The 24,205-nt window shown below is 48.2% G+C and carries 21 protein-coding genes; 14 read left to right on the top strand and 7 right to left on the bottom strand.

Translation table 11 applies throughout. The features are described from left to right. Positions 1–3 precede the first annotated feature (3 nt). The gene (locus ABY802_RS00880; protein ID WP_372625095.1) at positions 4–282 is read left to right on the top strand and encodes a DUF1315 family protein; all 279 of its coding nucleotides are present in this window, start codon (positions 4–6) and stop codon (positions 280–282) included. After that, positions 272–3,010 carry a DUF349 domain-containing protein gene (locus ABY802_RS00875; RefSeq protein WP_372625093.1) on the top strand — a complete coding sequence of 913 codons (2,739 nt, stop codon included), beginning with the start codon at positions 272–274 and terminating at the stop codon, positions 3,008–3,010. The genes ABY802_RS00880 and ABY802_RS00875 overlap by 11 nt, the downstream gene beginning before the upstream one ends. A 13-nt stretch (positions 3,011–3,023) precedes the next feature. On the opposite strand, the gene ansA is transcribed toward ABY802_RS00875, so the two are convergent. Next, positions 3,024–4,076 (bottom strand): asparaginase, encoded by a 1,053-nt coding sequence (gene ansA, locus ABY802_RS00870; RefSeq protein ID WP_372625091.1) that lies wholly within the window; start codon positions 4,074–4,076, stop codon positions 3,024–3,026. 65 nt (positions 4,077–4,141) lie between these two features. Continuing rightward, a complete protein-coding gene (gene sppA, locus ABY802_RS00865; protein ID WP_372625089.1) occupies positions 4,142–6,022 on the bottom strand; it encodes a signal peptide peptidase SppA in 1,881 nt (626 codons plus the stop codon). A 168-nt stretch (positions 6,023–6,190) separates the two neighbouring features. Between sppA and ABY802_RS00860 the strand changes: the two genes are divergently transcribed. Beyond that, positions 6,191–8,209, top strand: a complete 2,019-nt coding sequence (locus ABY802_RS00860; protein ID WP_372625087.1) for an FAD-dependent oxidoreductase — start codon at positions 6,191–6,193, stop codon at positions 8,207–8,209. A gap of 214 nt (positions 8,210–8,423) precedes the next feature. Here the strand turns inward: ABY802_RS00860 and ABY802_RS00855 are convergent, their stop codons facing one another. After that, a complete protein-coding gene (locus tag ABY802_RS00855) occupies positions 8,424–9,143 on the bottom strand; it encodes a PEP-CTERM sorting domain-containing protein (RefSeq protein ID WP_372625085.1) in 720 nt (239 codons plus the stop codon). A 222-nt stretch (positions 9,144–9,365) separates the two neighbouring features. Between ABY802_RS00855 and ABY802_RS00850 the strand changes: the two genes are divergently transcribed. Beyond that, positions 9,366–9,548 (top strand): hypothetical protein, encoded by a 183-nt coding sequence (locus ABY802_RS00850; RefSeq protein WP_372625083.1) that lies wholly within the window; start codon positions 9,366–9,368, stop codon positions 9,546–9,548. A gap of 32 nt (positions 9,549–9,580) precedes the next feature. Then, positions 9,581–10,429 carry a hypothetical protein gene (locus ABY802_RS00845; protein ID WP_372625081.1) on the top strand — a complete coding sequence of 283 codons (849 nt, stop codon included), beginning with the start codon at positions 9,581–9,583 and terminating at the stop codon, positions 10,427–10,429. A 181-nt stretch (positions 10,430–10,610) separates the two neighbouring features. Here ABY802_RS00845 and ABY802_RS00840 read toward each other — a convergent pair whose 3' ends face one another. Beyond that, the gene (locus ABY802_RS00840; RefSeq protein ID WP_372625079.1) at positions 10,611–11,147 is read right to left on the bottom strand and encodes a PEP-CTERM sorting domain-containing protein; all 537 of its coding nucleotides are present in this window, start codon (positions 11,145–11,147) and stop codon (positions 10,611–10,613) included. Between the two features lie 374 nt (positions 11,148–11,521). On the opposite strand from ABY802_RS00840, the gene glgC reads away from it, so the two are divergent. From glgC to ABY802_RS00825, 3 genes are all read left to right on the top strand, one after another. Continuing rightward, a complete protein-coding gene (gene glgC, locus ABY802_RS00835; RefSeq protein ID WP_372625077.1) occupies positions 11,522–12,760 on the top strand; it encodes a glucose-1-phosphate adenylyltransferase in 1,239 nt (412 codons plus the stop codon). Positions 12,761–12,782: 22 nt separating this feature from the next. After that, on the top strand, positions 12,783–14,255 hold the full coding sequence (locus ABY802_RS00830) for a glycogen synthase (protein WP_372625075.1): 1,473 nt from the start codon (positions 12,783–12,785) through the stop codon (positions 14,253–14,255). Between the two features lie 143 nt (positions 14,256–14,398). Next, positions 14,399–14,956 carry an NAD(P)H nitroreductase gene (locus tag ABY802_RS00825; protein ID WP_372625073.1) on the top strand — a complete coding sequence of 186 codons (558 nt, stop codon included), beginning with the start codon at positions 14,399–14,401 and terminating at the stop codon, positions 14,954–14,956. Positions 14,957–15,058: 102 nt separating this feature from the next. On the opposite strand, the gene asnS is transcribed toward ABY802_RS00825, so the two are convergent. Then, positions 15,059–16,459 (bottom strand): asparagine--tRNA ligase, encoded by a 1,401-nt coding sequence (gene asnS, locus ABY802_RS00820; RefSeq protein ID WP_372625071.1) that lies wholly within the window; start codon positions 16,457–16,459, stop codon positions 15,059–15,061. Positions 16,460–16,562: 103 nt separating this feature from the next. Between asnS and ABY802_RS00815 the strand changes: the two genes are divergently transcribed. Then, positions 16,563–16,946 (top strand): hypothetical protein, encoded by a 384-nt coding sequence (locus ABY802_RS00815; protein WP_372625069.1) that lies wholly within the window; start codon positions 16,563–16,565, stop codon positions 16,944–16,946. Positions 16,947–16,961: 15 nt separating this feature from the next. Here ABY802_RS00815 and bioA read toward each other — a convergent pair whose 3' ends face one another. Beyond that, positions 16,962–18,239, bottom strand: coding sequence for an adenosylmethionine--8-amino-7-oxononanoate transaminase (gene bioA, locus ABY802_RS00810; RefSeq protein ID WP_372625067.1), 1,278 nt, complete (start codon positions 18,237–18,239; stop codon positions 16,962–16,964). Between the two features lie 115 nt (positions 18,240–18,354). Between bioA and bioB the strand changes: the two genes are divergently transcribed. Genes bioB through bioD form a run of 4 tightly spaced genes read left to right on the top strand, consistent with a single transcriptional unit; the run spans position 18,355 to position 22,094 of the window. Then, a complete protein-coding gene (gene bioB / locus ABY802_RS00805; protein ID WP_372625065.1) occupies positions 18,355–19,404 on the top strand; it encodes a biotin synthase BioB in 1,050 nt (349 codons plus the stop codon). 29 nt (positions 19,405–19,433) lie between these two features. After that, positions 19,434–20,594, top strand: a complete 1,161-nt coding sequence (locus ABY802_RS00800) for an aminotransferase class I/II-fold pyridoxal phosphate-dependent enzyme (protein WP_372625063.1) — start codon at positions 19,434–19,436, stop codon at positions 20,592–20,594. Then, complete coding sequence (gene bioC / locus ABY802_RS00795) at positions 20,591–21,412, top strand: malonyl-ACP O-methyltransferase BioC (RefSeq protein WP_372625061.1); 822 nt, start codon at positions 20,591–20,593, stop codon at positions 21,410–21,412. The genes ABY802_RS00800 and bioC overlap by 4 nt, the downstream gene beginning before the upstream one ends. After that, positions 21,402–22,094: a dethiobiotin synthase gene (gene bioD, locus ABY802_RS00790; protein WP_372625059.1), complete on the top strand. Its 693-nt coding sequence runs from the start codon at positions 21,402–21,404 to the stop codon at positions 22,092–22,094. The genes bioC and bioD overlap by 11 nt, the downstream gene beginning before the upstream one ends. Before the next feature lie 195 nt (positions 22,095–22,289). Here the strand turns inward: bioD and pepE are convergent, their stop codons facing one another. Next, positions 22,290–22,991, bottom strand: coding sequence for a dipeptidase PepE (gene pepE, locus ABY802_RS00785; protein ID WP_372625057.1), 702 nt, complete (start codon positions 22,989–22,991; stop codon positions 22,290–22,292). A gap of 154 nt (positions 22,992–23,145) precedes the next feature. On the opposite strand from pepE, the gene htpX reads away from it, so the two are divergent. Next, a complete protein-coding gene (gene htpX, locus ABY802_RS00780; protein ID WP_372625055.1) occupies positions 23,146–24,006 on the top strand; it encodes a protease HtpX in 861 nt (286 codons plus the stop codon). Positions 24,007–24,205: the final 199 nt, after the last annotated feature.

Here is a 24,205-nt window from a genome sequence, read left to right as displayed (position 1 = left end):
ACTATGGATTTTAAAGCTCTGGTTGGTGCAATGTCGCCTGACACCTATCAAAAACTGGCTGATGCCGTCGCTACAGGGCGCTGGGCAGATGGTAATGTGTTAAGTGAACAGCAAAAGGCCCAAACGCTGCAACTGGTGCTGGCATACCAGTCGACAGTGCTTAAGTCAGATGAATTATTTACAGTAGGCGCTGACGGTCAGCTGATCCAAAAAACAAAAGCTGAACTTAAGAAGCAATTTGATAGTGATGCAATAGCAAGGTTCGGACACGATGATATTTAAAAACTGGTTTAAACCGAAGTGGCAACATCCCGACCATGCTGTGCGTCAACACGCGATTGCCAGTCTGTCTGCCAGTCAGCGCGAGCACAAGGAAATTTTGCACGAGCTGGCGTTTAACGACAGCAGTGAGACGGTGCGCCGCAGCGCTCTGGAACATCTGAATGATTTTTCACTATGGTGGCAGGCCAGTAAGCAGGATAGCAGCGACCGGTTGCGTCAGCAGGCAGAGCAACAATTGCTTACCATGCTGTTAACCCAGCAAATTAGCAGCCAGCTTAAACGCCAGTTTATTGCGCAGTGCAATCGCACTAGCTTGCTTGAACAACTGGCAGAGCAGGAAAGCGATGCTGAAATTCTGTTTATCGTGTTGCAGCGTTTAAACCGACCGGAGCTAAACGCCAAAGCGTTAACCGAAGATGTGCTTACTATAGCTCAGAAACAACAACTACTGGCAACGCTTGAAGACCCGAAACAGCTGGATAAACTGAACAAAGTACTCAGTGGTGAACTCGCCGAGCAGCTGGATCAAAAATTAACAGCGCGCTATGAGCAACAGCAACGCCCGGCAAAATTACGTAAAGAAATCACCCTGCTGCTGGCCCGTCTGAATTCGCTACGTGAGCGTTTTAGTGCCGCAGATATTACCGCGCAGCTGACTGAGCTGCAAAATCAGTGGCAGCTTTGCTCTGCGCAGCTTAGCTGCTTGCCAGCAGCTGAAGCGACCAGTTTCAGTGATAAATATCAGCAATTGGTTGCAAAGCTGGAAAGCTGGCTGGCGCCACAATTGCAGCAGCTGGCTCAGGCGCAGGCTGAAGCCGACCGGATGGAAGTTGCCGAACAACATGCCATCCGCTATACCGAGGCATTAGATCAGGTAGCCAGTCAGCTAAGCGATGCGTTAGCCAATGTTGATATTAGTGCAGCGGAAGAGGTAGGCGAACAGTTGGGTTCGATCGCTAAACAAATTGCTAACACCAGTGAGCTGAATGCGACACAGCGTCAACGCTTATTGCAACAACATAGCGCGCTGGCAAAGCAGTTAACCAGTTTGCCGCAAACCGCTGAGAAGTTAAGCCAGGCATCGCGGTTAGTCAGTGACTGGGCGGCTCAGTCCTTGCCAGGTGATCCTGCTGAGCTTGACGCTGCCAAAGCACAACTGCAATTGTTTAAACTTCAATGGCGCGATATCACGGCCGATTTGCCATTGGCAGTGCCACAGGCTGTGCTAACGGCAAAGCAGCAATTACAAAACCAGTGGCAGCAGGCTATTGCCGCAGCAACCAATCAATCAGAACGTGCTGTACGCCAATGTCGCAGTAAAATTGCAGAATTTAAACGGCTTGATCAACAAGGCCGTTACAAAATACTGTTTGGCTTATTTAAAGGGATTAGTGCCGATTATGCGCAGCTAAATACAGCCGAGCAGCAAAAGCTGGCGACAGATTTTCAGCTGGTCAGTACCCGGATCGCCGAGCTGACCGACTGGCAGGAATATATTGCTACACCGCGAAAACAGGAAGCGCTGGCGCAGATGCAGCAATTGGCTCTGGTTGAACCAGCGGATATTCCGGCCCGGGCTGAGCAGGTAAAACAGGCCAGGCAACAATGGGGCAGTTTTGGTAAAGCCGGCGCCGAGCAGGATACTGAATTAAATACGGCTTTTGATGTTGCCTGTGAGCAGGCGTACGCACCTTGCCGGGTGTATTTTGCCGAGCAGGATGCACTAAAAGCGGCGAATTTAACCGCTCGTGAGCAGATTATCACTGAGCTGGAGCAGTTAGGCGCAACCCAACCTGATGCCGCCGCTCTGGAAAGTGGCTTAAAATCGCTGACCCAGGCCTGGCAGCAGGCCGGGCCAGTTAAACGCCAGGATTACCTTAGCGTGCAGCAACGTTATCAGGCTGCACTTAACGTGTTAAAAGAACAGGCTGCTCAATTTCAACAACAGGTTGCCGATCAAAAAAACGCGCTGCTAACGGAAGCAAAAGCCGCTGTGACACTTAGCGATAGCAACCAAACAAGTAAAATATTAAAAGAGTTACAGCAGCGCTGGAAGATACTCGGTTACGCCGGTAAAAAACTTGATCAGCAGTTATGGCAACAGTTTCGCAAAGTGTGCGATGACTTCTTTAGCCAACGCCAGGCGGTGTTTGCTGAGCAACAACAACAGCAATTAGCCCAGGAGCAGGCGCTTAGCGCGGCGTTAAGTGACATTGCGCAGACGGTCCAGGCATTAACTCCCGCCAATAGCAGTAGCGAATTAATGGCGGTTAATGAGCAGTTGCAGCAGTTGGATGTTGGCGTCATTGCCAATGCCCGCAAGCAGCGAGATAATTTGCGCCAGCAAGTACAAGCGCTAATTGAGCAGCAGGTCAGTCAGGCAGCGCAGCAGGATATTATTGCGCTGTTTACCTGCATGGCAGTTCCTGATGGTAGCAGCGATAACTGGCCGCAGCAATTTAAGCCGCAAGCAGCGTTAGCCGGTGCCCTGGGACTCGATCGAAAGGGGATAACACAGGCACTGGAGATAATCAGTGGACAAACGGGTCCTGAGTCGGAGCGTGCTGAGCGTCAGCAGGTGCAACTTACCTTACTTACCCTAAAACACAACGCCGGAGAAGTGACAGACAAAAATAGACTGTTACAACACTGGCTGGCATTTGGCCCGCTTGAGCAGCAAGAACTTAGTTTAGTGCCACGGGTTAAAGCGCTATTTATTAGTGAGTAAACGAGCAGGGCGCTTAGGCGCCCTGATTAGTAAGCTCGCCGCGTAAGTTCTGCTGCATTTTTTGACGGATCTGACGGGCATCTAACTGCTGGCTTAACAGGTAATGCAGTTTCGTCAGCGTGGCTTCCAGTGTCATATCATAGCCACTAATGACGCCACTGGTTTTTAACGCATTACCGGTGGCATAGCCATCCATATTTACTTTACCTTTAAAACACTGGGTACAGTTAACCAGGATCTGGCCACGCTCTGTGGCACTTTGCAGCACCTGTAATAGCTCTGGCCGCTGCGGGGCATTACCCACTCCAAATGATTTTATAATAAGTGCCCGTACCGGCGCATGAAGCATATTACTGATCACATCGGTACTGATCCCCGGGTACAAGGTCACCACACTAATGGGTTGCGGCGTAATGGCTGCTACCTGCAAATCTGCAACTTTTCCGGCTACCGGGCTTACCATACCTTCAATCAGATCGATATTAATGCCAGCTTCAAGTAAGGGTAAAAAGTTAGGCGAAGCGAACGCATTAAAGCCATCAGCGTCGGCCTTCGTCGCACGGTTCCCCCTAAACAGCTGATTGTTAAAGAATAACGCCACTTCAGCGATCGGGTAGTTGGCGGCCAGATATAATGCGTTTAATAAGTTGACCTGACCATCAGAGCGCAACTGTGCCAGCGGAATCTGCGAGCCGGTTATAATGACCGGCTTTTGCAGGTTTTCCAGCATAAAAGACAGTGCCGATGCGGTATAGGCCATAGTATCGGTACCATGCAGTACCACAAAACCGTCGTATTGCTGGTAATGTTGCTGAATGTCATTCGCTATATGCTGCCAATGGGCCGGTGTCATATCGGAGGAGTCGATAACCGGATGATACTCATGAATGTCAAATAGCGGCATATCCGGATGATAAAACTCCGGCATTTTCTTTACAGTGGCCGTCAAAAAACCCGGAACCGGCACAAATCCCTGGCTCGACTGCTGCATACCAATAGTACCGCCGGTATAAGCAACATATATGCGTTTTCTGCTGATCGTTTTCTGCGTATTCGTCTCGTTCATTAAGGCAACAATCCAATAAAATGCCCGCAACATGGCGGGCATTGTAATAGAGATTAAGCTAACTGTCAGTTAATGCTGCAGGTTACACAATAGGAGTAAATACCATTTGGATCGTTAAACTGGTTCAGAATAACAAAGTCCTTCCGTAGATGTTTGCCAACCCGTTGCAGCATCAGCTGCTCAGGCGAGGCTTGCGTCTGTGGTAACCAGCCATTCGTCTGCGCTGTACCAAACAGCTCTTTCAGCATTTGCTCGGTAGGGCTCAAATCCTGGGTAATAACCTGAACATCGTAATTGTCCAGGCCTGCTTTCTCGGCTGCCGCTGCGATGGCCTCATCAAAGGTACCCAGTTTGTCTACCAGGCCAAGCTCCAATGCGGTGTTACCCGTCCAAACCCGACCTTGTGCTACGGCATCAACTTCAGAAATAGACATATTACGGTTGCTGGCTACCATGGTTAAAAACTCGGTATAGCCGCGTTCAATCAGCAGCTGGAAGATATCTTTTGCTTTGGTATTCAGCCCCTGATAAAGCGGTACGCCTGAAGACAAACCGGCCAGTTCAGTGGTGCCAACACCATCAACATTTAAGCCCAAAGCATCCAGAGAGTTCTCAAGGGTATGCAGCAGACCAAAAATGCCGATTGAACCGGTAATGGTGGTAGGTGAGGCCCAGATTTCATTGGCGGGAGCTGCAATCCAGTAACCACCTGAGGCTGCTACCGCGCCCATTGAGGCGATAACTGGCTTGCCGGCCTCACGCAGCAGGCTTATTTCCTGGCCAATCACTTCTGAAGCAAAGGCACTACCGCCACCGCTGTCAATTCGCAGTACTACGGCTTTTACTTTATCGTCAAACCGCGCTTTGCGTAATAAGGCCGCGGTAGAATCACCACCAATGGTTCCGGCTTTGGCGCTACCATCGACAATCATGCCGCGGGCAACCACTACCGCTACTTTTGAGGTTAACGGATTCACAAAGTTTTTGTTGGCAATCGCGTACTTGGCGTAGTCATCAAAACCCACGTGGTTATACACATGCTTGTCGTTTTCACCAACAATATCAATGAGCTTCTGTCTGAACTGCTCGCGGGTTGCCAGGTTATCTGCAAAGCCATTATCAATAGCATACTGGGCGGTATCGCCATCAGCAGCTTGCAGTTTCTGGAACAAGGCTTCATAGGTTTCATCAAAGTTGCTGATGTCAAAGCCACGGCGGCTGCTTACGTCTTGCTTGTAGCTATCCCATAAACCGGATAACCAGGCAATATTGGCTTCTTTGGCCGCCTCTGACATATCACTGCGTAAAAAAGGTTCTACCGCAGATTTATATGTACCCACCCGAAATACATGCGTGTTGATTTTTAGTTTCTCTAAGGCGTCTTTATAGTACATCGGGTAGCTGCCATATCCTTCAAGGATAACGGCGCCCATTGGGCTTAAGCTTATTTCATCGGCATAACTGGCCAGGTAGTACTGGGTTTGGCCATAGTAGGCACCGTGGCTGAACACTTTTTTTCCCGCGGCTTTAAAGTCTTCGATGGCGACACCCACCCGTTGCATTTTATCCAACGAGGCAGAGCCCAATCCCGATACATCAAGCACCATTGCCTGGATCCGATTATCGGTAGTGGCTGTTTTTATCACTTTAACCACATCCGATACCAGCATTTCTGGTAACTCTTCGCCCGCACCCAGACTTTCATTTATCGCGCTGGCAACGGGGTCAACCCAGCGTTTTTCTTCTACCAGGTCGCCGTTCAGGTTAAGCAGCAGCGCGCTGGTTTCCGCTATTTTCACTTCATCTTCACCACTGAACATAGCAACCAGTACAATAGCGACGATAAAGATAAACAACAAATTAAGCACAATGGCTTTAAAGGCTTTGAAAACCGTCCAGATCGCGCCGAAGAAGCGGCGTATTAAACCTTTTCGTGGTTCAGTCATAGTAAATTCCCGTATAGATGACAAAATAATATTATGGTAATCCTGCTATGCTAACCAATTTACCGGCAAAGACTAAATGCAATTTGTAAGTAAATGTTTAGCACTTGCTATCACTAGCCAAAGCGGCTACATTCTTCCTATTTTACAGGTACGACCAGAGAGGCTGCGGTGGCATATCAAAAATTATTACAACCACTGGATTTAGGTTTTACGACCCTGAAAAATAGGGTAATTATGGGCTCTATGCATACCGGCCTTGAAGAGGAAAAAAACGGTTTTGCTAAACTGGCTGCATTTTACGCCGAGCGGGCAAAAGGAGGCGTTGGCTTAATTATTACCGGTGGTATCAGTCCGAACTTTCGTGGCAACCTGGTGCCTTTTGGCAGCCAGCTGAGCCACTGGTGGCAGGTTAAAAAACATTGCCAGGTAACGGCAGCAGTGCATCAATTTGATGCGAAAATTTGTTTGCAGTTATTGCACGCTGGTCGCTATGGTTATCATCCGTTTAATGTCGCCCCCAGCAAAATTAAATCGCCAATTACTCCGTTTAAGCCGGCAGAAATGTCAAAACGGCAAATTGCCAGCACCATTAAAGATTTTGCTTATGCCGCAAAACTTGCCAAAAAAGCTGGCTACGACGGCGTAGAGGTGATGGGCTCTGAAGGTTATTTAATTAACCAGTTTGTTTGTCAGCGCACCAACCAGCGCAAAGACGAGTGGGGCGGTAGCTTTGCTAATCGCAGCCGCTTTGCCATAGAAACCGTAAAAGCGGTGCGCGAACAATGTGGCAGCGACTTTATCATTATCTACCGCTTATCAATGCTCGATTTAGTCGAAGACGGTAATACGTTTGATGAAGTGGTCGAGCTGGGTAAAGCTATAGCAGAAGCAGGCGCAACTTTAATTAATACCGGTATTGGCTGGCATGAAGCCCGGGTACCGACTATTACTACCCGGGTACCACGTGCGGCTTTTAGCTGGATAACCGAACGAGTGAAAAAAGAACTGAGCATTCCGGTTATTGCCACCAACCGGATTAACGACCCGCAGGTAGCCGAAGACATTCTGGCCAATGGTCAGGCTGACATGGTGTGTATGGCCCGGCCGTTTTTAGCTGACGCCGACTTTGTTAATAAAGCGGCCGCTAACAATGCCGATCAAATTAATACCTGTATTGCCTGTAACCAGGCCTGCCTCGACCATGTATTTCAGAACAAGCGTGCCAGTTGTCTGGTAAACCCCAGGGCCTGCTTTGAAACCGAGCTTAATTTTAACCCGGCAACCAACATTAAAAAGCTGGCTGTCATCGGCGCTGGGCCTGCCGGTTTGGCCTTTAGCGTGTATGCAGCGCAGCGTGGTCATCAGGTACATTTGTTCGATAAATCGCATCAAATTGGTGGTCAGTTTAATTACGCTAAACAAATCCCCGGTAAAGAGGAATTTCACGAAACGCTGCGTTATTTTGGCAAAATGCTGCAATTACACGCCATTAAATTACATTTAAACTCAGAGCAAACGGCTGAAAGCCTGGCAGAGGCGGGCTTTGATGAGGTTATTCTGGCAACGGGTGTTGTGCCGCGAGATATTGCGCTGCAAGGTCAGGATCATCCGAAGGTACTTAGCTACTTAGATGTGCTGCGCGACCATAAAGCCGTGGGTAAAAATGTAGCCATTATTGGCGCCGGCGGTATAGGTTTTGACGTGGCAGAATACCTGACTGAAGAGAATTCGTTGACGCTGCAGCCTGATGCCTGGTTAAAAGAGTGGGGCGTAGATAAAAGCTATGAAGGTCGTGGTGCCTTATTACCTGACAGCCTGCCAGAGCCTGCCCAGCGTAAAATTTACTTAATGCAGCGTAAAACTACTAAGGTAGGCGCAGGCTTAGGAAAAACCACCGGCTGGACTCACCGCGCTTCGTTAAAGAAAAAAGGCGTGGAATCTATGGGGGGCGTTAACTATCTGCGGGTAGATGACAGCGGCTTGTGGCTTGAAATCGCCGGTGAAGAGCGTTGTCTCGATGTGGATAACGTGATTATCTGTGCCGGCCAGATACCGCTGCGTGCACTACAACAAGGCTTAACCGAACGGGGTATTCCCAATCATTTAATTGGTGGCGCCGACGTTGCGGCCGAACTGGATGCCAAGCGTGCCATCCGCCAAGGGGCAGAGTTGGCAGCGCAAATTTAAATAGCCACAGTGCAACTACTTTTACGTTCTTAAAATTGCTTAGTCAAAAAACCGCATGAGTTAATGCGGTTTTTTGTCTTTTCCGTTCTGCTGTCGTACAGTTCAGTTCATTGTCTATTCTATACTCCTGTTTTTTGCCGGTAGAGAGATAAATCATTTACAAATCGGCGGCAACAAAAAGCCCGCCGAAGCGGGCCGGATCCTAGACTTCTGTTTACGCTTTCTTGCGGCGTGACCAGCCTAGGCCTACGATTCCAAGTCCGAGCAAGACGAGGGTAGCTGGTGCTGGCACTTGAACTTGTGCTTGTATGCTGACATTGTCTACGCCCTGATTGAAATTACCTTGATTATCTGATTGCGCAAAGCGAATATCATAAGAAAGGCCAGGAGTTACTAAGGCCGTTATATCGAATAGGTAAGAGATATAAGGCTGAGTTGGAATACCATCTAATCCGATGTAAAAATTGGCCAACACGCCAGCGCCCGTATCAAATGCTCGAGCGCCAGCGCTTAAGAGGTCGACCCGTGCATGTTGATTTGGGAATGCAGTTTCATCCAATCCAGCTGGATTGATCGTAAGACCCGCAAAGGTTTGCACAAACATATCAAATGTCATGATTACTTGGGTTGCATTGAGCGGGACCAAAAATGACTGGCTCAAAGCATGTGTTCCAGGACCACTCTGAGAGGAAACTGCGTAAAAACTTCCCTGTGATGCACCCACGGTAGTAAAGGTACCATTTGATGGAGCTAATGCTGAAGTAACCTCGAATGTTCCAGAGCCAGAATCGGTGACAATCCAGCCGGTAAAATCGCCCGACTCAAAGCCACCGTTGGTGACGAGTTCTATAGGCGTGGCATAAACTGCAGATGATACCAATCCGCAAAAGGTTAAAGTGGCAAGCTGCCTAACTACATTTTTTATTATAAGCATTTAATTATCCTAATTTATAAGCGTTTTTTGTGAATACTTAACTGGATAAGCAAAAAGCATGCCGTCGTTATACAGCAAGGGCCCCAGAGATTCTTGGCTAGCTTTTAATCTGCGTTTGTATAAAAAACTGACAGTTCATCAATGTTGGTGAAGGGGGGCAGCCTTAAGCAAAACCAGCGGCTGGACTCACCGCGCTTCGTTAAATAAAAAAACGTGGAATCTATGGGTGGCGTTAACTGTTTGCGGGTAGATGACAGTGGCCTGTGGCGTGAAATCGCCGGTGAAGATTATTGTCTCGATGTCGACAACGTTATTATTTATAACTTAAGTAGGGCTTTTATTTTGTATGTTGATTACTTCGCTTTTTTGCTGACTACTTGTCTAATTGCTGAAAATAATGTCTGATGAGAATCAGAGCTATAACAGAAGGTTATGTTGTGAAGACATCGCACAAGACTGCGGCAGCAGAGCTGGACGGATCGACACCAGTTGCATCATCTACTTTGCACGGCGAGTTATACGATGCGCATTTAAATTCAATGTTACGTCGGTTTTGTAATTTTATGCTGCGCCATCCCAGTATGATACTAACGTTTGGTTATTTACTTTGCAGCGTATTGGGTATGTTGTTTTCCACCCGATTATTTGCTCTTTTTGACTTTAATATTTTGCCTTACTTAGAATTAACAGACTTTATGCTGGCGGCATTAACTCACCCCTGGATTTTACTTAATGTTATTGGCTGGCTGCTGCTCTTAGTAATGTTATTTGCTGTAGATCGTTTCGTCAGGCGGCACGTTCATATATACGCAGTCTGGTCAGAAAAATACTATAATCCGGTACAGTTTCAGCGGTATAATTTAATTTTCGTGCTCATTCCGCTGCTGTTTTTATATAATGCAGCCAAAGAGGAGTCTGCTAAACTTGCTGAACGAATTAAAAATGATAAACAGCCAAAGTTTCACGTCAGCTTAATATATCCAGTGCAGGATGCGGTGAATACTCTTAAGTTTGATCAGGTACAGGTTATTGCCAGGACCAGCAGTTATCTGTTTGTATATTATCGGAAACAGGTAAGAGTCATTCCCCATGCGAATGTTGCGGTAATAATGCCTATTGCGCCAGCACCTTTAGCCGACCCTGCAACAAATGTTCAGCCAATACCTGAAGCGTCTAACAATAAGGCGGATAGCGCAACCACTGAGAAAGTCGAAGCATTAAATGCAGAGGTTGAATCGGGCAAAGATAATGCGGCAATAAATAAGAAGGGCAGCGGAGCTATTTAATCGAAGCAGCCTTACTTTTTTAAAAATACCAGCAACGGGTTGCCGCTTATTCTATCTGATCTGTCTTGAGAGCGCTGCCAGAAACGATGTATGGACGTGATTAAAGCAATGCCAGGCAAACTTGGCTGACATTGCTTACAGGCTACATAAGTGACGTAACTATGAAACCGCAGTGTAGTGATCAGGCTTTACGGTTAAAACGCACTCGTTTGCTAAGGTTTAGTAACATCAAGCCCAGTGCAAGTACACCAATAGAGCCAGGCTCTGGCACATCAACTGCACTTGACACGTTGCTTATTGTAAGGCGGGAAAAACCTTGATCTGTGCCTGCTTGAAAATAATTCACAATATCTTCATAAACACCTGCTCTCCAAACCGGAGCGGAAGTTGGGCCATCAAAAATGACATTTCCCGGTGCCATAGCAACATAGAAATTATTATCAGAAAAATTATAACCACCGCCGTACGATGTTGTATGCGCCCAAAAAATACCGTTTAATTCTGGAATATCAACTTTGAAAAATAAGCCTGGTGCCCAATCGACAAAACCAGCAGCTAAAGTCGCATCAGTCGTTGTTTGCCACATCAAAGTAAAGTCACCATATCTTCCGCATGAAGTGCATTCAAGCTCAAAATTTGTTATTAACGCCGCTTTAGCAGTACCAGCAAAAAAAGTGACCAGAAATAGTAAAGTAAATAATTTTATTGTTTTGTTCATCTAATTAATTCCATTTTAAATTTTACAACATGGCTTTTGCCAATTCCTTCAAAGCAGGTTTTATACCAACTATTTAAATTAATTTAAAACAGATAGTTACGACTCTTCAACTGAGAAGCGGAGGTTAGGTGTAATAAATTCTGACAGCAGCTTGTAATATTTTTGTGGTTAATTATGTGCTATATGTAATTTATGACGTCAACACGTCTTAGAGCAGCCCAACCGCATTTTTTAAACATTGAGCGATCGACATCTGAATTTATTAATGTCGCTAACTTTTCTGGTGCTTTATTTATTAATGCTGCTATCGTGGGTATAGGCGAGTTTTACTCTGCTTGTATTTTTAACATAACAAAGCCATACAGGGAGTCTCTATGTCAGGTGTGTTAACCATGGTGCTTGCCGGGGGCGAGGGAACCCGCTTAGCACCGCTTACCGGTATTCGTGCTAAGCCAGCTGTGCCATTTGGCGGCAACTACCGAATTGTCGATTTTGTGCTAAACAATTTTGTTAATTCCGACTTATTGCAGATTTTCGTTATTACCCAGTTTAAATCGCACTCGTTAATGAAACACTTAGGCCGTGCCTGGCGGGTGAGTGGCTTAACTAACCGTTTTATTGATCCGATACCCGCCCAGATGCAAACCGGTAAGCATTGGTATTTGGGCACTGCTGATGCCATTTATCAGAATTTGCATTTAATAGAGGGGTTAGATCCTGAGCATGTGTGTGTATTTGGTGGCGACCACATTTATAAAATGGATGTGCGGCAAATGCTCGATTTTCACCGGCATAATAAAGCCAAGCTAACGGTGGCAGCGATCCCAGTGCCGGTAAGTCAGGCCCATGAATTTGGGGTGATTGAAGTGGACGAGCACGGCAAAATGATTGGTTTTGAAGAGAAACCAAAAACAAATCCGAAAACCATTCCGGGCCGGCCTGACTTTGTGCTGGCGTCGATGGGTAACTATATTTTTGAAGCGAAATGCCTGGTTGATGTGCTGGAAGCCGATGCGAAAGTGGCCGACTCGAAACATGACTTCGGTCATAATATTATTCCGGGCTTGTACCCACAGGGCGAAGTGTATGTGTATGACTTTTCCAGCAACCGTATTCGCGGTGAGTCAGAAAGCAGTGCCGGTTACTGGCGCGATGTTGGCACCATAGATTCTTACTATGAAGCTAATATGGACTTAATCTCAATTAATCCGCCGTTTGATGTGTATAACCGGTACTGGCCGCTACGCAGCTATACGCCACCGATGCCACCGGCTAAATTTGTGCATGATGAAACTAATCGCACCGGCCAGGCTATAAGCTCTATGGTAGCCTCGGGCTGTATTGTCAGTGGTGCTATCGTGTATCAGTCGATACTGGGTTACAACGTGCATGTGCATAGTCACAGTTATATTGAAAAATGTGTATTAATGGGTAATAACGATATTGGTCGTGGCTGTCGTATCCGCCGGGCAATTATCGATAAAGACGTCAAGATTGCCCCGGGCACCATTATTGGTGAAGATCCGGTGCAGGATAAAGCCCGTTTTCATATTTCACCGGGCGGGGTTGTCGTGATCCCCAAAGGTGCGAAAATTGGCTTTGATGAGGTCTGAGTAATTAACTAAGGAACTCGTATTGCGTATTCTGTTTATTTGCAGTGAATATGAAGGCTTAATTAAAACCGGTGGCCTTGCTGACGCTTGTCGCGGCCTGGCAAGTAGTTTACTGGCAGCTGGCCATCAGGTGAGCGTGATCCTGCCACGGTATGGCGCATTATATAATGTGACAACGGAGGGTGAAGCGTCAGTATTTGTTGAGCTGGGGGGGCAGCAGTTTGGCTGTGCGGTGCGTTCAACCCAACTACATGGTGTTACAGTGTATTTAGTTGAACATCATGATTTTTTTGCCCGGGAAAGACCCTATGATGATGGCCAGCATGGTTACGCTGATAACCCGTTGCGTTTTGCTTTCTTTTGTAAGGTAGCCATTGCCTGGGCTGCCCGACAACAGGTGTTTGACGTGTTGCATGGCCATGACTGGCAAAGCGCCCCGGCGGCGTTTTATCTGCATCAGCATCATCAGTACAATCAGCGGCAACATTCATCGCAGAGTTTGGCGGGGGTGCCTTTTGTTTTTACTATCCACAATGGTGCTTATCAGCAGCAATCTGACGCCGGCTGGGCGCCACAACTGGGGTTGCCCCTGCGGCAACAAGCGGTTCAGGATGAGCATGATCACGAGTATCCTCATCAGCTAAATTTTCTGCAAATCGCGCTGCAATATGCCACTAAAATTAACACGGTAAGTCAGGGCTATCGGGACGAGTTGCTCAGTGAGCCCGCTGCTAATGGCCTGGCTGGCTGGTATCAGCTGCGCCAGCCCGATTTTAGCGGTATTTTAAATGGCTGTGATTATCAGTTGTGGGATCCGGCCACGGATCAAGCGATTAGTGCCAACTTTCATGCCGGTGACCTAGCGGGTAAAGCGACTTGTAAACGTCAGCTGCAGCAAGAGTGTCAGTTAGCCCAAAGCAATGTGCCGCTGCTGGTTGCGGTTAGCCGGGTTACCGGTCAGAAAGGCTATGATATCCTGATCCCGGCATTGAAGCATTTACTAAACCATTATCCGGTGCAGGTGGTCATTGTCGGCAGTGGTGAAGCCAGTTACTGTCGGCAATTACATCAACTTACCGTGGTCTTTCCTGACAAATTTCGTTTTATTGAAGGCTTTAATGAACAGTTGGCACATCAGGTTGAAGCTGCAGGTGATTTTTTCTTAATGCCAAGCTTATTCGAGCCGTGTGGTTTGAATCAGTTATACAGTCTACGCTACGGAACTTTACCAGTGGTGCGACTGACTGGCGGTTTGAAGGACACCGTGGTGCCCTGGCCTGATAACAAGGCTACCGGCATAGGTTTTACCGAGCCAAACACTGAGGCGTTGCTGGAGGCGTTACGCCAGGCTTTGAAGTTGTATCAGGATCAGCAAGCGTATAAAAAAATCCAGCAGCGCGCGATGACTCAGAGTTTTAGCTGGGAAGAAGCCACGGAACAGTATCTGGTGTTGTATCGGCATGCAGTCGATGCTGCTGCCAAAATGAATAATTAGCATGCCAGAGCGAATGATATCGCTGTAAAAATCGACGTTGTGGCGAGCGACTGAGCAAACAGTAAGGCAGTTAAAATTTTCTCATGTGCTTAGTACGTAAAGTTTGCTAGCCTGATAGCAAAGTTGTTTAAAGAGGTTATGTTATGGATGCGTTGACGCTATTAACCACCCGATATTCCACACCGCGGTTAACCGAGCCGGCACCCAGTGGCGACGCGCTTGAGCTAATTAAACGGGCGGCCCTGAAGGTACCCGATCATGGCGGCTTACGTCCGTGGCGTTTTGTCATTGTTACCGGCAAGGAGCCGCTTAACCGCTTAGGTGATGTGTTTGCAGAGGCAGCGATTGAAGATGCGCCGGGTATTTCCCCTGAAATGCACGAGCGGGCAAGGCAGTTACCACTGCGTGCACCTATGGTAATTGTTTGTATCGCTAAAGTTACCGAGCACCCGAAGGTTCCGGCTCCGGAACAAGTGCAGTCGGCTGCCTGTGCCGTAATGGCGATGCAACAGGCGGCTTTTGCCCAGGGCTTTGGTGGCATTTGGCGCACCGGCAGCTATGCCCAGCAAGATTTCGTTAAGCAGTCACTTGATGTCGGTGAAGATGATGAAATAGTAGGATTTTTATATTTAGGCACTGCAGCAGGAAGCGCGCCAATGCGAAACGATCCTGATCCAGAAGCGTTTTTTTCTTACTTTTAACCTTTGCTGCGGCAGAAAATGCATGCTGTTAACGTCATTTTACCTTATTAAAAAGGGAGCAGATAACGCTCCCTTTTTTATTAAGGATATCAGCTAAGCCCTTTAAAACTCAGCATTGCCTGGTGTGCGCGGGAACGCGATAACATCACGGACGTTACCGACACCCGTCACATAAGACACTAAACGTTCAAAGCCCAGACCAAAACCGGCGTGCGGTACCGTGCCATAGCGGCGCAAATCTCGATACCAGCTGTAATCTTCTTTATTCAGGCCCATTTCATCTAGTCGACGGTCGAAATGTTCTAAACGCTCTTCACGCTGGCTGCCACCGATAATTTCGCCAATGCCTGGCGCTAACACGTCCATTGCTGCTACCGTTTTACCATCGTCATTTAAGCGCATATAAAAGGCTTTAATGTCTTTAGGGTAATTTTGCATGATGATAGGCGCACCGACATGCTCTTCAGCCAGATAACGTTCATGCTCTGACTGTAAATCCACACCCCACTCAACCGGGTACTGGAAAGCCTTGCCACAGTTTTGCAGAATTTCAATGGCATCGGTGTAATCCATCCGTACAAAAGAAGAGTCTACTAACTGTTGTAAGCGGGTCACAGCGGTTGGATCTATCCGCTCGGCAAAGAACGCCATATCATCCGCACGCTCGTTTAGTACCGCTTTACACACATACTTCAGCATGTCTTCAGCCAGCTGGGCAATGTCTTTCAGTTCAGCAAAGGCCACTTCCGGCTCAATCATCCAGAATTCGGCTAAATGGCGGCTGGTATTAGAGTTTTCAGCACGAAAAGTTGGACCGAAGGTGTAAATTTTCGACATGGCACAGGCATAGGTTTCACCATTTAACTGGCCCGACACAGTCAGATAGGTTTCTTTGCCAAAAAAATCCTGGCTGTAGTCTACCTTGCCTTTATCGGTGCGCGGCAGGTTTTCTAAATCCAGGGTACTGATTCGGAACATCTCACCGGCACCTTCGGTATCAGAACCGGTAATAATTGGGGTGCTGATCCAGTAATAACCTTGCTCATGAAAAAAGCGGTGAATGGCCTGAGCCAGGCAGTGACGTACCCGGGTTACTGCGCCCATCACGTTAGTGCGGGGGCGTAAATGGGCATGTTCTCGCAAGTATTCCATGCTGTGGCGTTTTGGTGCCATCGGATAGGTATCCGGATTTTCGACCCAACCGACCACATCAACCTGTTGAACTTGGATTTCATAAGCCTGGCCCTGACCCTCAGAGCGCGCCACCGTGCCAGTAACAATAACTGAGCATGCCGTGGTTAAACGCTTAATTTCATTTTCATAGTTCGCTAATTCTGCCGGAGCGACGGCTTGCACCGCATCAAAACAGCTGCCATCGTGCACAGCTAAAAAAGAAATGCCGGCTTTAGAATCGCGACGGGTGCGGATCCAGCCTTTTATGGTGATCTGTGAACCGGTAGGGTATTGACCGGCCAACACATCTTTAACTACGGCGTGCGTCATGCAACAAACTCCAGATGGTGTTATAACTAGGCTATATTTATAAAAGCTGTAATCATACTTTGCCAGAAGCTGAAAACAAGTAAAAATTGGAAGGAAGCCAAAAATGACCGTATATAACAAGGTGGGGCCAGATAAAGGCGGGCCGGAGTTTGAGCGCCGGGAAGGCCCAGACTTACTGTGCCGGGCGTTTAAATATTTGGCGATTATTGCCTGGTTGTTATTTTTCGCTGCCCTTGTAGTTAGCCATTATGCCAGGCCGGAAATGGATTCAGGTCTGGTACGCTATCTGGGGCTGGATATTCGTGACTACTGGCGGCCACGCTTAACGTTTTGGTTAGTGTATCTGTTGTGGGGTAGTGCACTTGTCAGTGTCGCCAGCATAGTGCTTAACCGGATGCGCCTGAAACGGCGCAGCGATCATTTACATTTTAATATTATTCTCTTATTACTCAGCGCCAGTGGCATGCTGTTCTATATTCTGCGCTAAGCCAGCCAGAGCATGCTAGCTGCTGGCTTTTGCCACCGTTACCATGGCGCGGGTCAGTGTAGTTAGCTGCGCCGGACTGATGGTAAAGGGCGGCATAATATAAATAAGGTTGTTAAACGGTCTGATCCATACTCCCAGCTCAACAAATTGCTGCTGTAACCTGGCAACATCAACCTTTTTCCGCATTTCCAATACACCAATGGCGCCAAGTACTCGCACGTTCTGCACTGCCGGCAGGGCTTTGCAAGGTGCCAGCTCGTGCTGCAACTGTTGCTCAATTGCTGCGACTTGTGCTGGCCAGTGATGTTGACGGATAAGACCGACACTGGCATTTGCTACGGCACAAGCTAATGGGTTCGCCATAAAGGTTGGGCCATGCATCAGGCCACCTGCTGCACTGTGGCTGATACCTCGAGCCACTTCATCAGTGCAGAGGGTGGCAGCCAGTGTGATATAGCCGCCACTTAAGGCTTTACCTAAACACATAATATCAGGGGTAATACCAGCATGCTCGCAGGCGAACAATTTGCCGGTGCGACCAAAGCCGGTGGCAATTTCATCGGCAATCAGCAATACCTGATACTGATTACACAGTGCGCGGGCCTGACGTAAATACTCCGGATGATAAAAACGCATGCCGCCGTAGCCCTGGACAATCGGCTCCAGAATAAGCGCCGCGATCTGCTGGTGCTCTTGTTCAAGCAATGCTGCTAGCGGCGCCATATCTGCCGGGTTAAATTCAGCTGCAAAAGCACTGGCCGGTGGCGGCAGAAAAAAGTGCTGGTTCAGTACGCCACTAAACATATCGTGCATACCATCTACCGGATCACAGACCGCCATGGCAGCAAAGGTATCTCCGTGATATCCCTTTCGCAGGCTGATCAGTTTGGTTTTTTGTGGTGTGTCACTTGCCAGCCAATATTGCAATGCCATTTTAATGGCGACTTCTACCGCGACCGAACCGCTGTCGGCCAAAAATACTTTGGTTAATGCCGCCGGCGTTATTTCCACCAGCTGCTGACACAAATTGACTGCTGGCTTATGAGTAATACCGCCAAACATCACATGGGCCATCTTTTGTAATTGTTCAGTGACCGCAGCATTTAAAACCGGGTGATTGTAGCCATGTGCAGCGGCCCACCAGGAAGAGGTACCGTCAATTAAACGCTGGCCATTCTCAAGAATAAGTTCACAACCTTCGGCCCGGCTGACCGGATACACCGGCAAAGGATTTATCATTGAGGTGTAAGGATGCCAGATATGTTCGCGATCAAATGCTAAGTTAACGGTCATAATGCGATGCTCATAAATTAACCAGTAGTAAAGTTTTTGCTGTGGTCAGCGTTGACAAGCTGCAACCGGCGGTTAGACTAGCCGAAAAACCGCAGAACAACAATGGACACGCCCTATGCACGCTGCTACCACTCAGGTTCGCCACAACTGGACTCTCGCTGAAGTCAACGCACTTTATGCCCTGCCGTTTAATGATTTATTATTTCAGGCACAAACAGTGCACCGTCAATATTTTACCCCGAATGAAGTGCAAATCAGCACCTTACTGTCGATTAAAACCGGGGCATGTGCCGAAGATTGTAAATATTGTCCACAAAGTGGTCATTATAATACCGGGCTAGAGCGTGAGCGTTTAATCGAAGTAGAAAAGGTACTGACGCAAGCCGCTGCAGCGAAATCGCAGGGAGCCAGCCGTTTTTGTATGGGCGCCGCCTGGAGCAACCCGAAGCAGCGCGACATGCCTTACATTATTGAAATGGTGCGGGGCGTCAAAGCCATGGGGCTGGAAACCTGTATGACATTAGGCATGCTCGACAACAGCCAGGCCAAAACCCTGGCGCAGGCTGGCCTGGATTATTACAACCATAACTTGGATACTTCACCAGAATTTTATGGTGAAATTATCACCACCCGCACCTATCAGGATCGTCTTGATACTTTAAGCCATGTTCGCGATGCCGGTATGAAAGTGTGCTGTGGCGGTATTGTCGGTTTAGGTGAAAGTGCCAACGACCGTTCGGCCTTACTCATGCAGCTAGCCAACCTGCCGGAGCATCCGCAAAGTGTACCCATTAATATGCTGGTTAAAGTTAAAGGCACTCCGCTGGAAAATGTCGAAGATTTAGACGGTTTTGAGTTTATCCGTACTATTGCCGTTGCGCGTATTATGTTGCCGCAAAGTCACGTCCGGCTTTCGGCAGGGCGCTCACGTATGAACGAGCAAATGCAGGCCTTGTGCTTTTTTGCCGGCGCTAACTCTATTTTTTACGGTGATAAACTACTGACGACCGATAACCCTGAAGCTAATGCTGATATGCAGCTGTTTGCCAAATTGGGCATAAAGCCAGAGCAGCGTGCTGATGTCTCAGACGAAGCGCACGAACTGGCAATGGCTGATGCGTTAAACGAGCAGGCTAACCCGCCGCTTTACCGTGCTGTACAGTAAATATGGCAGCGCAGTAAAAAAGTGGCTTAATGACTATGCTGCAGGATAGACTGGCACAGCTGCAACAGGCTGTTGCCGAGCGTGAAGCTCAGCAGCTGATGCGCCAGCCTGTAACGGTTGAACATTACAACGGCCGGCTCATTACTATTGATGGTCAGCCATTCCTTAATTTTTCCGGCAACGACTATCTAGGGCTGGCTACCGCCCCTGAGGTATTGCAGGCTTATGCCGACGGCGCCCTGAAACTTGGTGCCGGTAGCAGTGGGTCACCAATGGTCACGGGCCAGCATGCAATACACCGCCAGCTGACGGAGACCTTGAGTGACTGGCTTGGTGTGGAGCGGGTACTGTTATTCTCTTCAGGCTTTGCTGCTAATCAGGCCATGTTGCATACGCTGGCTGTTAAGCAGGATACCTTATTACTGGATAAACTCAGCCATGCCTCATTGATTGATGGTGCGCTGCATAGTGACGCACGGATGAAACGCTTTGCTCACAATAATATGAGCGCATTGGCGCGGTTGTTAGAGCAGGAACCACAATCGATGGTGGTAACTGAAGGGGTATTTAGTATGGATGGCGACTGCCCTGATCTGGCGGCGTTACGTAGTCTGTGTCTGCAGCACCAGGTACCACTGCTGTTGGACGATGCACATGGTTTGGGCGTTAAAGGTTCGGAAGGTCAGGGCAGCGGGCCGGCGCAAGGCGTAGCGAACAGCGAGCTGTTCTGCCTGATGGCTAATTTTGGCAAAGCTCTGGGGGTGGCCGGGGCTTTTCTTGGCGCCAGCAAAACGGTAATTGACTATATTGAACAATTTGGGCGGCACTATATTTACAGTACGGCGTTATCGCCGGCAACCTGTGCCGCGGTTTTAAAAAGCATTGATTTGTGTCGCAAGCAACACTGGCGGCGCGACAAGCTATACAACAATATAAAGAAATTCAGAATACTGGCTGCAGATTTACCCATTATGAATTCTGATACCGCTATTCAGGGAATGGTGCTCGGTAGCAGCGAGCAGGCGGTTAATGCCAGCAAGCAGCTAAAAAAAGCCGGCATCTGGGCAACCGCCATTCGGCCACCGACGGTGCCGGCAGGCAGCGCCCGCTTAAGAATTACCCTGAGCAGTCAGCACAGCGATGAAGATATAGCGCTGCTGGTGCAGCAATTAAGGCTGCTATTGTTATGATCTCCCGAATAAAACCCTGCATATTTGAACCGGCAATTCATGGCGAAAGTACTTTTTTAAAGCAGGTAGCCCAAAGTTTTGGTAAGGCTTGTGAGAGCTATGCAGCGGCTGCACGTTTACAACAGCAGGTGGCATTAACGGCACTTGCGATGTTATGCGCCAACCATAACGGTAAATTGCTCGATTTAGGCTGCGGTCCGGGCTGGATCCACCCTGAGTTAAAAAACTATTGTCATGAATTTAGCGCCGTTGATTTAAGTGCAGGCATGTTAAATAAGGCCCAAAGTTTACAGTTAGCGACGGCTTATATTCAGGCTGATGCAGCGGCACTGCCGCTGGCCACAGCACAGTTTGACAAGGTTTTTTCCAGTTTGATGCTGCAATGGTGCCAAAGGCCTGAAGCGGTATTAGCCGAAGCTGCCAGAGTGTTGGCCCCGGGCGGGCGGTTGGTTATCACCACCCTGGTGCAGGGCACGTTACAGGAGCTACAGGGCGCTTTTGCGACGTTAGATCAAAAGCCGCATACTCAGTTGTTTTTACCCGAAGCTGAACTCATTAAGGCAGCTGGCACTGTGCCACAGGTTACCTGGCACTTTGAGCAACGAAACTACCCACTATATTACCCTGATGTGCAAAGCCTGGCTCGGGAGTTAAAAGCGTTAGGTGCTAATCAGGTTGCTGGGCGCAGTGCAACCGGTTTAACCGGTAGAGGCTACTGGCAAAAGCTGGCAGTAGCCTATGAAAAGCATCGGACAGCCCAGGGTTTACCGGCCAGTTATCAGGTGTTATTTATTACAGGAACCAAAAATGCCCGCTAATTGCTACTTTATAACCGGTACTGACACAGATGCCGGCAAAAGCTATGTCTGCAGTATGCTATTGCAAGGTTTCAAAGCACTCGATATCGCTGCGGCCGGGGTAAAGCCAATAGCCGCCGGCGCCGACGAGCAGGGGTACAATAGTGACGCGTTACTGCTGCAGTGCCAATCTGGTATCGCGTTACCCTACAATGTGGTCAATCCAATGTGCTATCAGGCGCCGGTCGCACCGCATCTGGCTGCGGTTTACGAGCACCAGCCCATTGACGAAGCAACACTTGATCAGGCAATGGTCAACTGGCAACAGTTACCCATACAACAGCTATTAGTTGAAGGTGCAGGTGGTTGGCTATTGCCTATTGGTGATGAGCGTTATCTGGCTGACTGGGTGGCCGAGCAGCAGCTGCCGGTAATATTAATTGTGGGAATGAAACTAGGCTGCCTGAACCATGCCATGCTTACGGTGCGGGAAATTGCCCGCAGCGGCTGCAAGCTTGTGGGTTGGGTCGCCAACTGTGTTGATCCGGAGATGGCGCTTTTGCAACAAAATATTGCTGATTTACAGCAGAGAATTACCGCGCCGTGTTTAGGTGTGGTGCCCTTTGATCCAGAAGATCAAATGCAGTTGGGTTTGCATTTAGCCGGAAATCTGCTTAGGACTTCAGGTCGCAATAAAGGCTAAGCGCTACAACAATATTTATGCAAGCTTCGTTACCACTACCAGAACGCCGCCTATATTGTTAAAAGGTTAGAATACCCGATCAGTCGACACAGAGTGTCTGAGCGAACGCGAGTTGCTGTGGCGAGCTTATCGGGTGTTGTAACCGCTCTTCTACGCCGATCTGCTTTCGCTCCCGCTTTTTTTATGTAGCTATTTTTAATCCAATAAATAAGATAAATCGCTGTTTTCTGCTATGGCTGTTTTCTTGCCGCCTCTAAATAAATAGCCACCTCCATTCCCCAACAGGGTTAAGGCATCGCCGGTACGTTGTAATGCGGTACCTTCCGGTATGGCAATAATCGGCGTAGTCGGGTTTAACACCATAAACTCTGCCAAGCGCATATCACGGGTTTCACCGTGAAACCCCTCAGGCTTATAGTCGCTGTAATGCGGATTTAACTGCAGTGGTAATAGCTGCAATGCGTCAAATGACTCCGGTTCGACAATCGGCATATCGTTGGTGGTGCGAATGCTTGCACCTGCAATGTTAGAGCCGGCGCTCCAGCCAATATACGGCACCCCTTCGGTTACGCGTTGCCTGATAAGCTTAACGATATCTTCCTGATATAACTTTTTAAGTAGCTGAAAAGTATTGCCGCCACCCACGGCTATCGCTTGTGCTTTGCTGATTGCTTCCTGCGGCTGCCGATACTGGTGCAGGCTGGTCACTTTTATGTTTAATGGCGTTAAGGCGCTGGCAACTTGCTTAAGATAACCATCGGCGTCAATCGTAACGCCGGCATAAGGTATAAAAAGCAGTTCGTCTATGCCTTGAAGCTGCGATTTAAGCCAGTTCATATAAGGCGCCAGATACTCGCTGTTGTGGGCCCGTGAGCTGCTCAATAATAGTAATTGCATGACGTTCTCCGCTTGAGTTTGCAGTTTCGGCCGATATTGTAGCGAAATACGTGCAGTCAAACATGTTTTCTTACAAATTTTCGGCATGGCTTAATTTGAAATTCAGCTGGCAGCCCATATATTGTTAGCAGTTAAGTCACTGAGGTAGGGTTATATGAAAAGAGTTTTGCTGTTTCTGGCAACGAACCTGGCGGTTATTGTAGTACTGAGTATTGTACTGAATATCGTTTTCAGCTTTTTGGGAATTGATCATAGCAGTATCAGCGGGTTGTTGGTTTTTGCAGCCATATTTGGTTTTGGCGGCTCTTTCATTTCGTTAGCGCTGTCAAAATGGATGGCCAAACGTTCCACCGGCGCGGTGGTTATTACCCAGCCACGTAACGCAACCGAGCAATGGCTGATGCGTACAGTTGAGCGTCAGGCAAAGCAAGCGGGTATTGGTATGCCGGAAGTCGCGGTATACGACTCACCGGAGATGAATGCATTTGCTACCGGGATGAACCGCAATGCAGCTTTAGTGGCGGTAAGTACAGGCTTGCTGCGTAATATGAAACAAGATGAAGTAGAAGCCGTACTGGCCCATGAAGTATCGCACATTGCTAACGGCGATATGGTCACCTTGACCCTGATCCAGGGCGTGGTAAACACCTTTGTTATTTTCTTTGCCCGCTTAATTGCTGGTGCCATTCGCAATAATAATCAGCAACTGGGTACCTTTGCCTATTTTGGTATTGTTATCGTGCTGGAAATTGTATTTGGATTTCTGGCCAGCATTATTGTTATGTGGTTTTCACGCCAGCGTGAATACCGAGCCGATGCCGGTGCGGCGCGCTTAGAAGGGCCGGATAAAATGGTTGCAGCACTTGAAAGATTGAAGCATAACCATGAAAGCCGGCTTGAAGGCAGTTTAATGGCTTTTGGTATTGCTGGTAAAAAACCAAAGTCTGAGTTGCTGTTAACCCATCCGCCATTAGAGAAAAGGATTGAAGCGCTGCGAAACCGCCGCGAGTTTTAATGTTTAAAGCTACACAGTAGCAGGCCCCGAAGCAGGGGCCTTTTTCTTTTGCAGTTAAAGGGCCGTAGGCAAAAGTGGCAATCGGTTACTATTAATCCTTTGAATAGCGGCAATAGCCGAACAGTACTGGCATGAACCGCTGGTTTTGCTATGGTAAGCAAAAATCATTAGCCGGAGTTTTTATGCAACAGGCAAAACA

This window comes from Arsukibacterium sp. (assembly GCF_041616895.1).
In the GTDB taxonomy this organism is placed as follows: domain Bacteria; phylum Pseudomonadota; class Gammaproteobacteria; order Enterobacterales; family Alteromonadaceae; genus Alishewanella.
The sequence above is the reverse complement of the archived record's forward strand: the minus strand, read 5'-3'. Positions and strand labels throughout refer to the sequence as shown.

What these genes read in the sequence shown, in the direction of transcription:
- glgC (WP_372625077.1), top strand. Translation starts at nt 11,522, where the DNA reads ATGTCAGGTGTGTTAACCATGGTGCTTGCCGGGGGCGAGGGAACCCGC.
- bioC (WP_372625061.1), top strand. Translation starts at nt 20,591, where the DNA reads ATGATCTCCCGAATAAAACCCTGCATATTTGAACCGGCAATTCATGGC.
- htpX (WP_372625055.1), top strand. Translation starts at nt 23,146, where the DNA reads ATGAAAAGAGTTTTGCTGTTTCTGGCAACGAACCTGGCGGTTATTGTA.
- ABY802_RS00825 (WP_372625073.1), top strand. Translation starts at nt 14,399, where the DNA reads ATGGATGCGTTGACGCTATTAACCACCCGATATTCCACACCGCGGTTA.
- bioB (WP_372625065.1), top strand. Translation starts at nt 18,355, where the DNA reads ATGCACGCTGCTACCACTCAGGTTCGCCACAACTGGACTCTCGCTGAA.
- ABY802_RS00855 (WP_372625085.1), bottom strand. Translation starts at nt 9,143, where the DNA reads ATGCTTATAATAAAAAATGTAGTTAGGCAGCTTGCCACTTTAACCTTT.
- ansA (WP_372625091.1), bottom strand. Translation starts at nt 4,076, where the DNA reads ATGAACGAGACGAATACGCAGAAAACGATCAGCAGAAAACGCATATAT.
- pepE (WP_372625057.1), bottom strand. Translation starts at nt 22,991, where the DNA reads ATGCAATTACTATTATTGAGCAGCTCACGGGCCCACAACAGCGAGTAT.
- ABY802_RS00880 (WP_372625095.1), top strand. Translation starts at nt 4, where the DNA reads ATGGATTTTAAAGCTCTGGTTGGTGCAATGTCGCCTGACACCTATCAA.
- bioA (WP_372625067.1), bottom strand. Translation starts at nt 18,239, where the DNA reads ATGACCGTTAACTTAGCATTTGATCGCGAACATATCTGGCATCCTTAC.
- sppA (WP_372625089.1), bottom strand. Translation starts at nt 6,022, where the DNA reads ATGACTGAACCACGAAAAGGTTTAATACGCCGCTTCTTCGGCGCGATC.
- asnS (WP_372625071.1), bottom strand. Translation starts at nt 16,459, where the DNA reads ATGACGCACGCCGTAGTTAAAGATGTGTTGGCCGGTCAATACCCTACC.
- ABY802_RS00840 (WP_372625079.1), bottom strand. Translation starts at nt 11,147, where the DNA reads ATGAACAAAACAATAAAATTATTTACTTTACTATTTCTGGTCACTTTT.
- ABY802_RS00850 (WP_372625083.1), top strand. Translation starts at nt 9,366, where the DNA reads ATGGGTGGCGTTAACTGTTTGCGGGTAGATGACAGTGGCCTGTGGCGT.
- ABY802_RS00800 (WP_372625063.1), top strand. Translation starts at nt 19,434, where the DNA reads ATGACTATGCTGCAGGATAGACTGGCACAGCTGCAACAGGCTGTTGCC.
- ABY802_RS00815 (WP_372625069.1), top strand. Translation starts at nt 16,563, where the DNA reads ATGACCGTATATAACAAGGTGGGGCCAGATAAAGGCGGGCCGGAGTTT.
- ABY802_RS00875 (WP_372625093.1), top strand. Translation starts at nt 272, where the DNA reads ATGATATTTAAAAACTGGTTTAAACCGAAGTGGCAACATCCCGACCAT.
- bioD (WP_372625059.1), top strand. Translation starts at nt 21,402, where the DNA reads ATGCCCGCTAATTGCTACTTTATAACCGGTACTGACACAGATGCCGGC.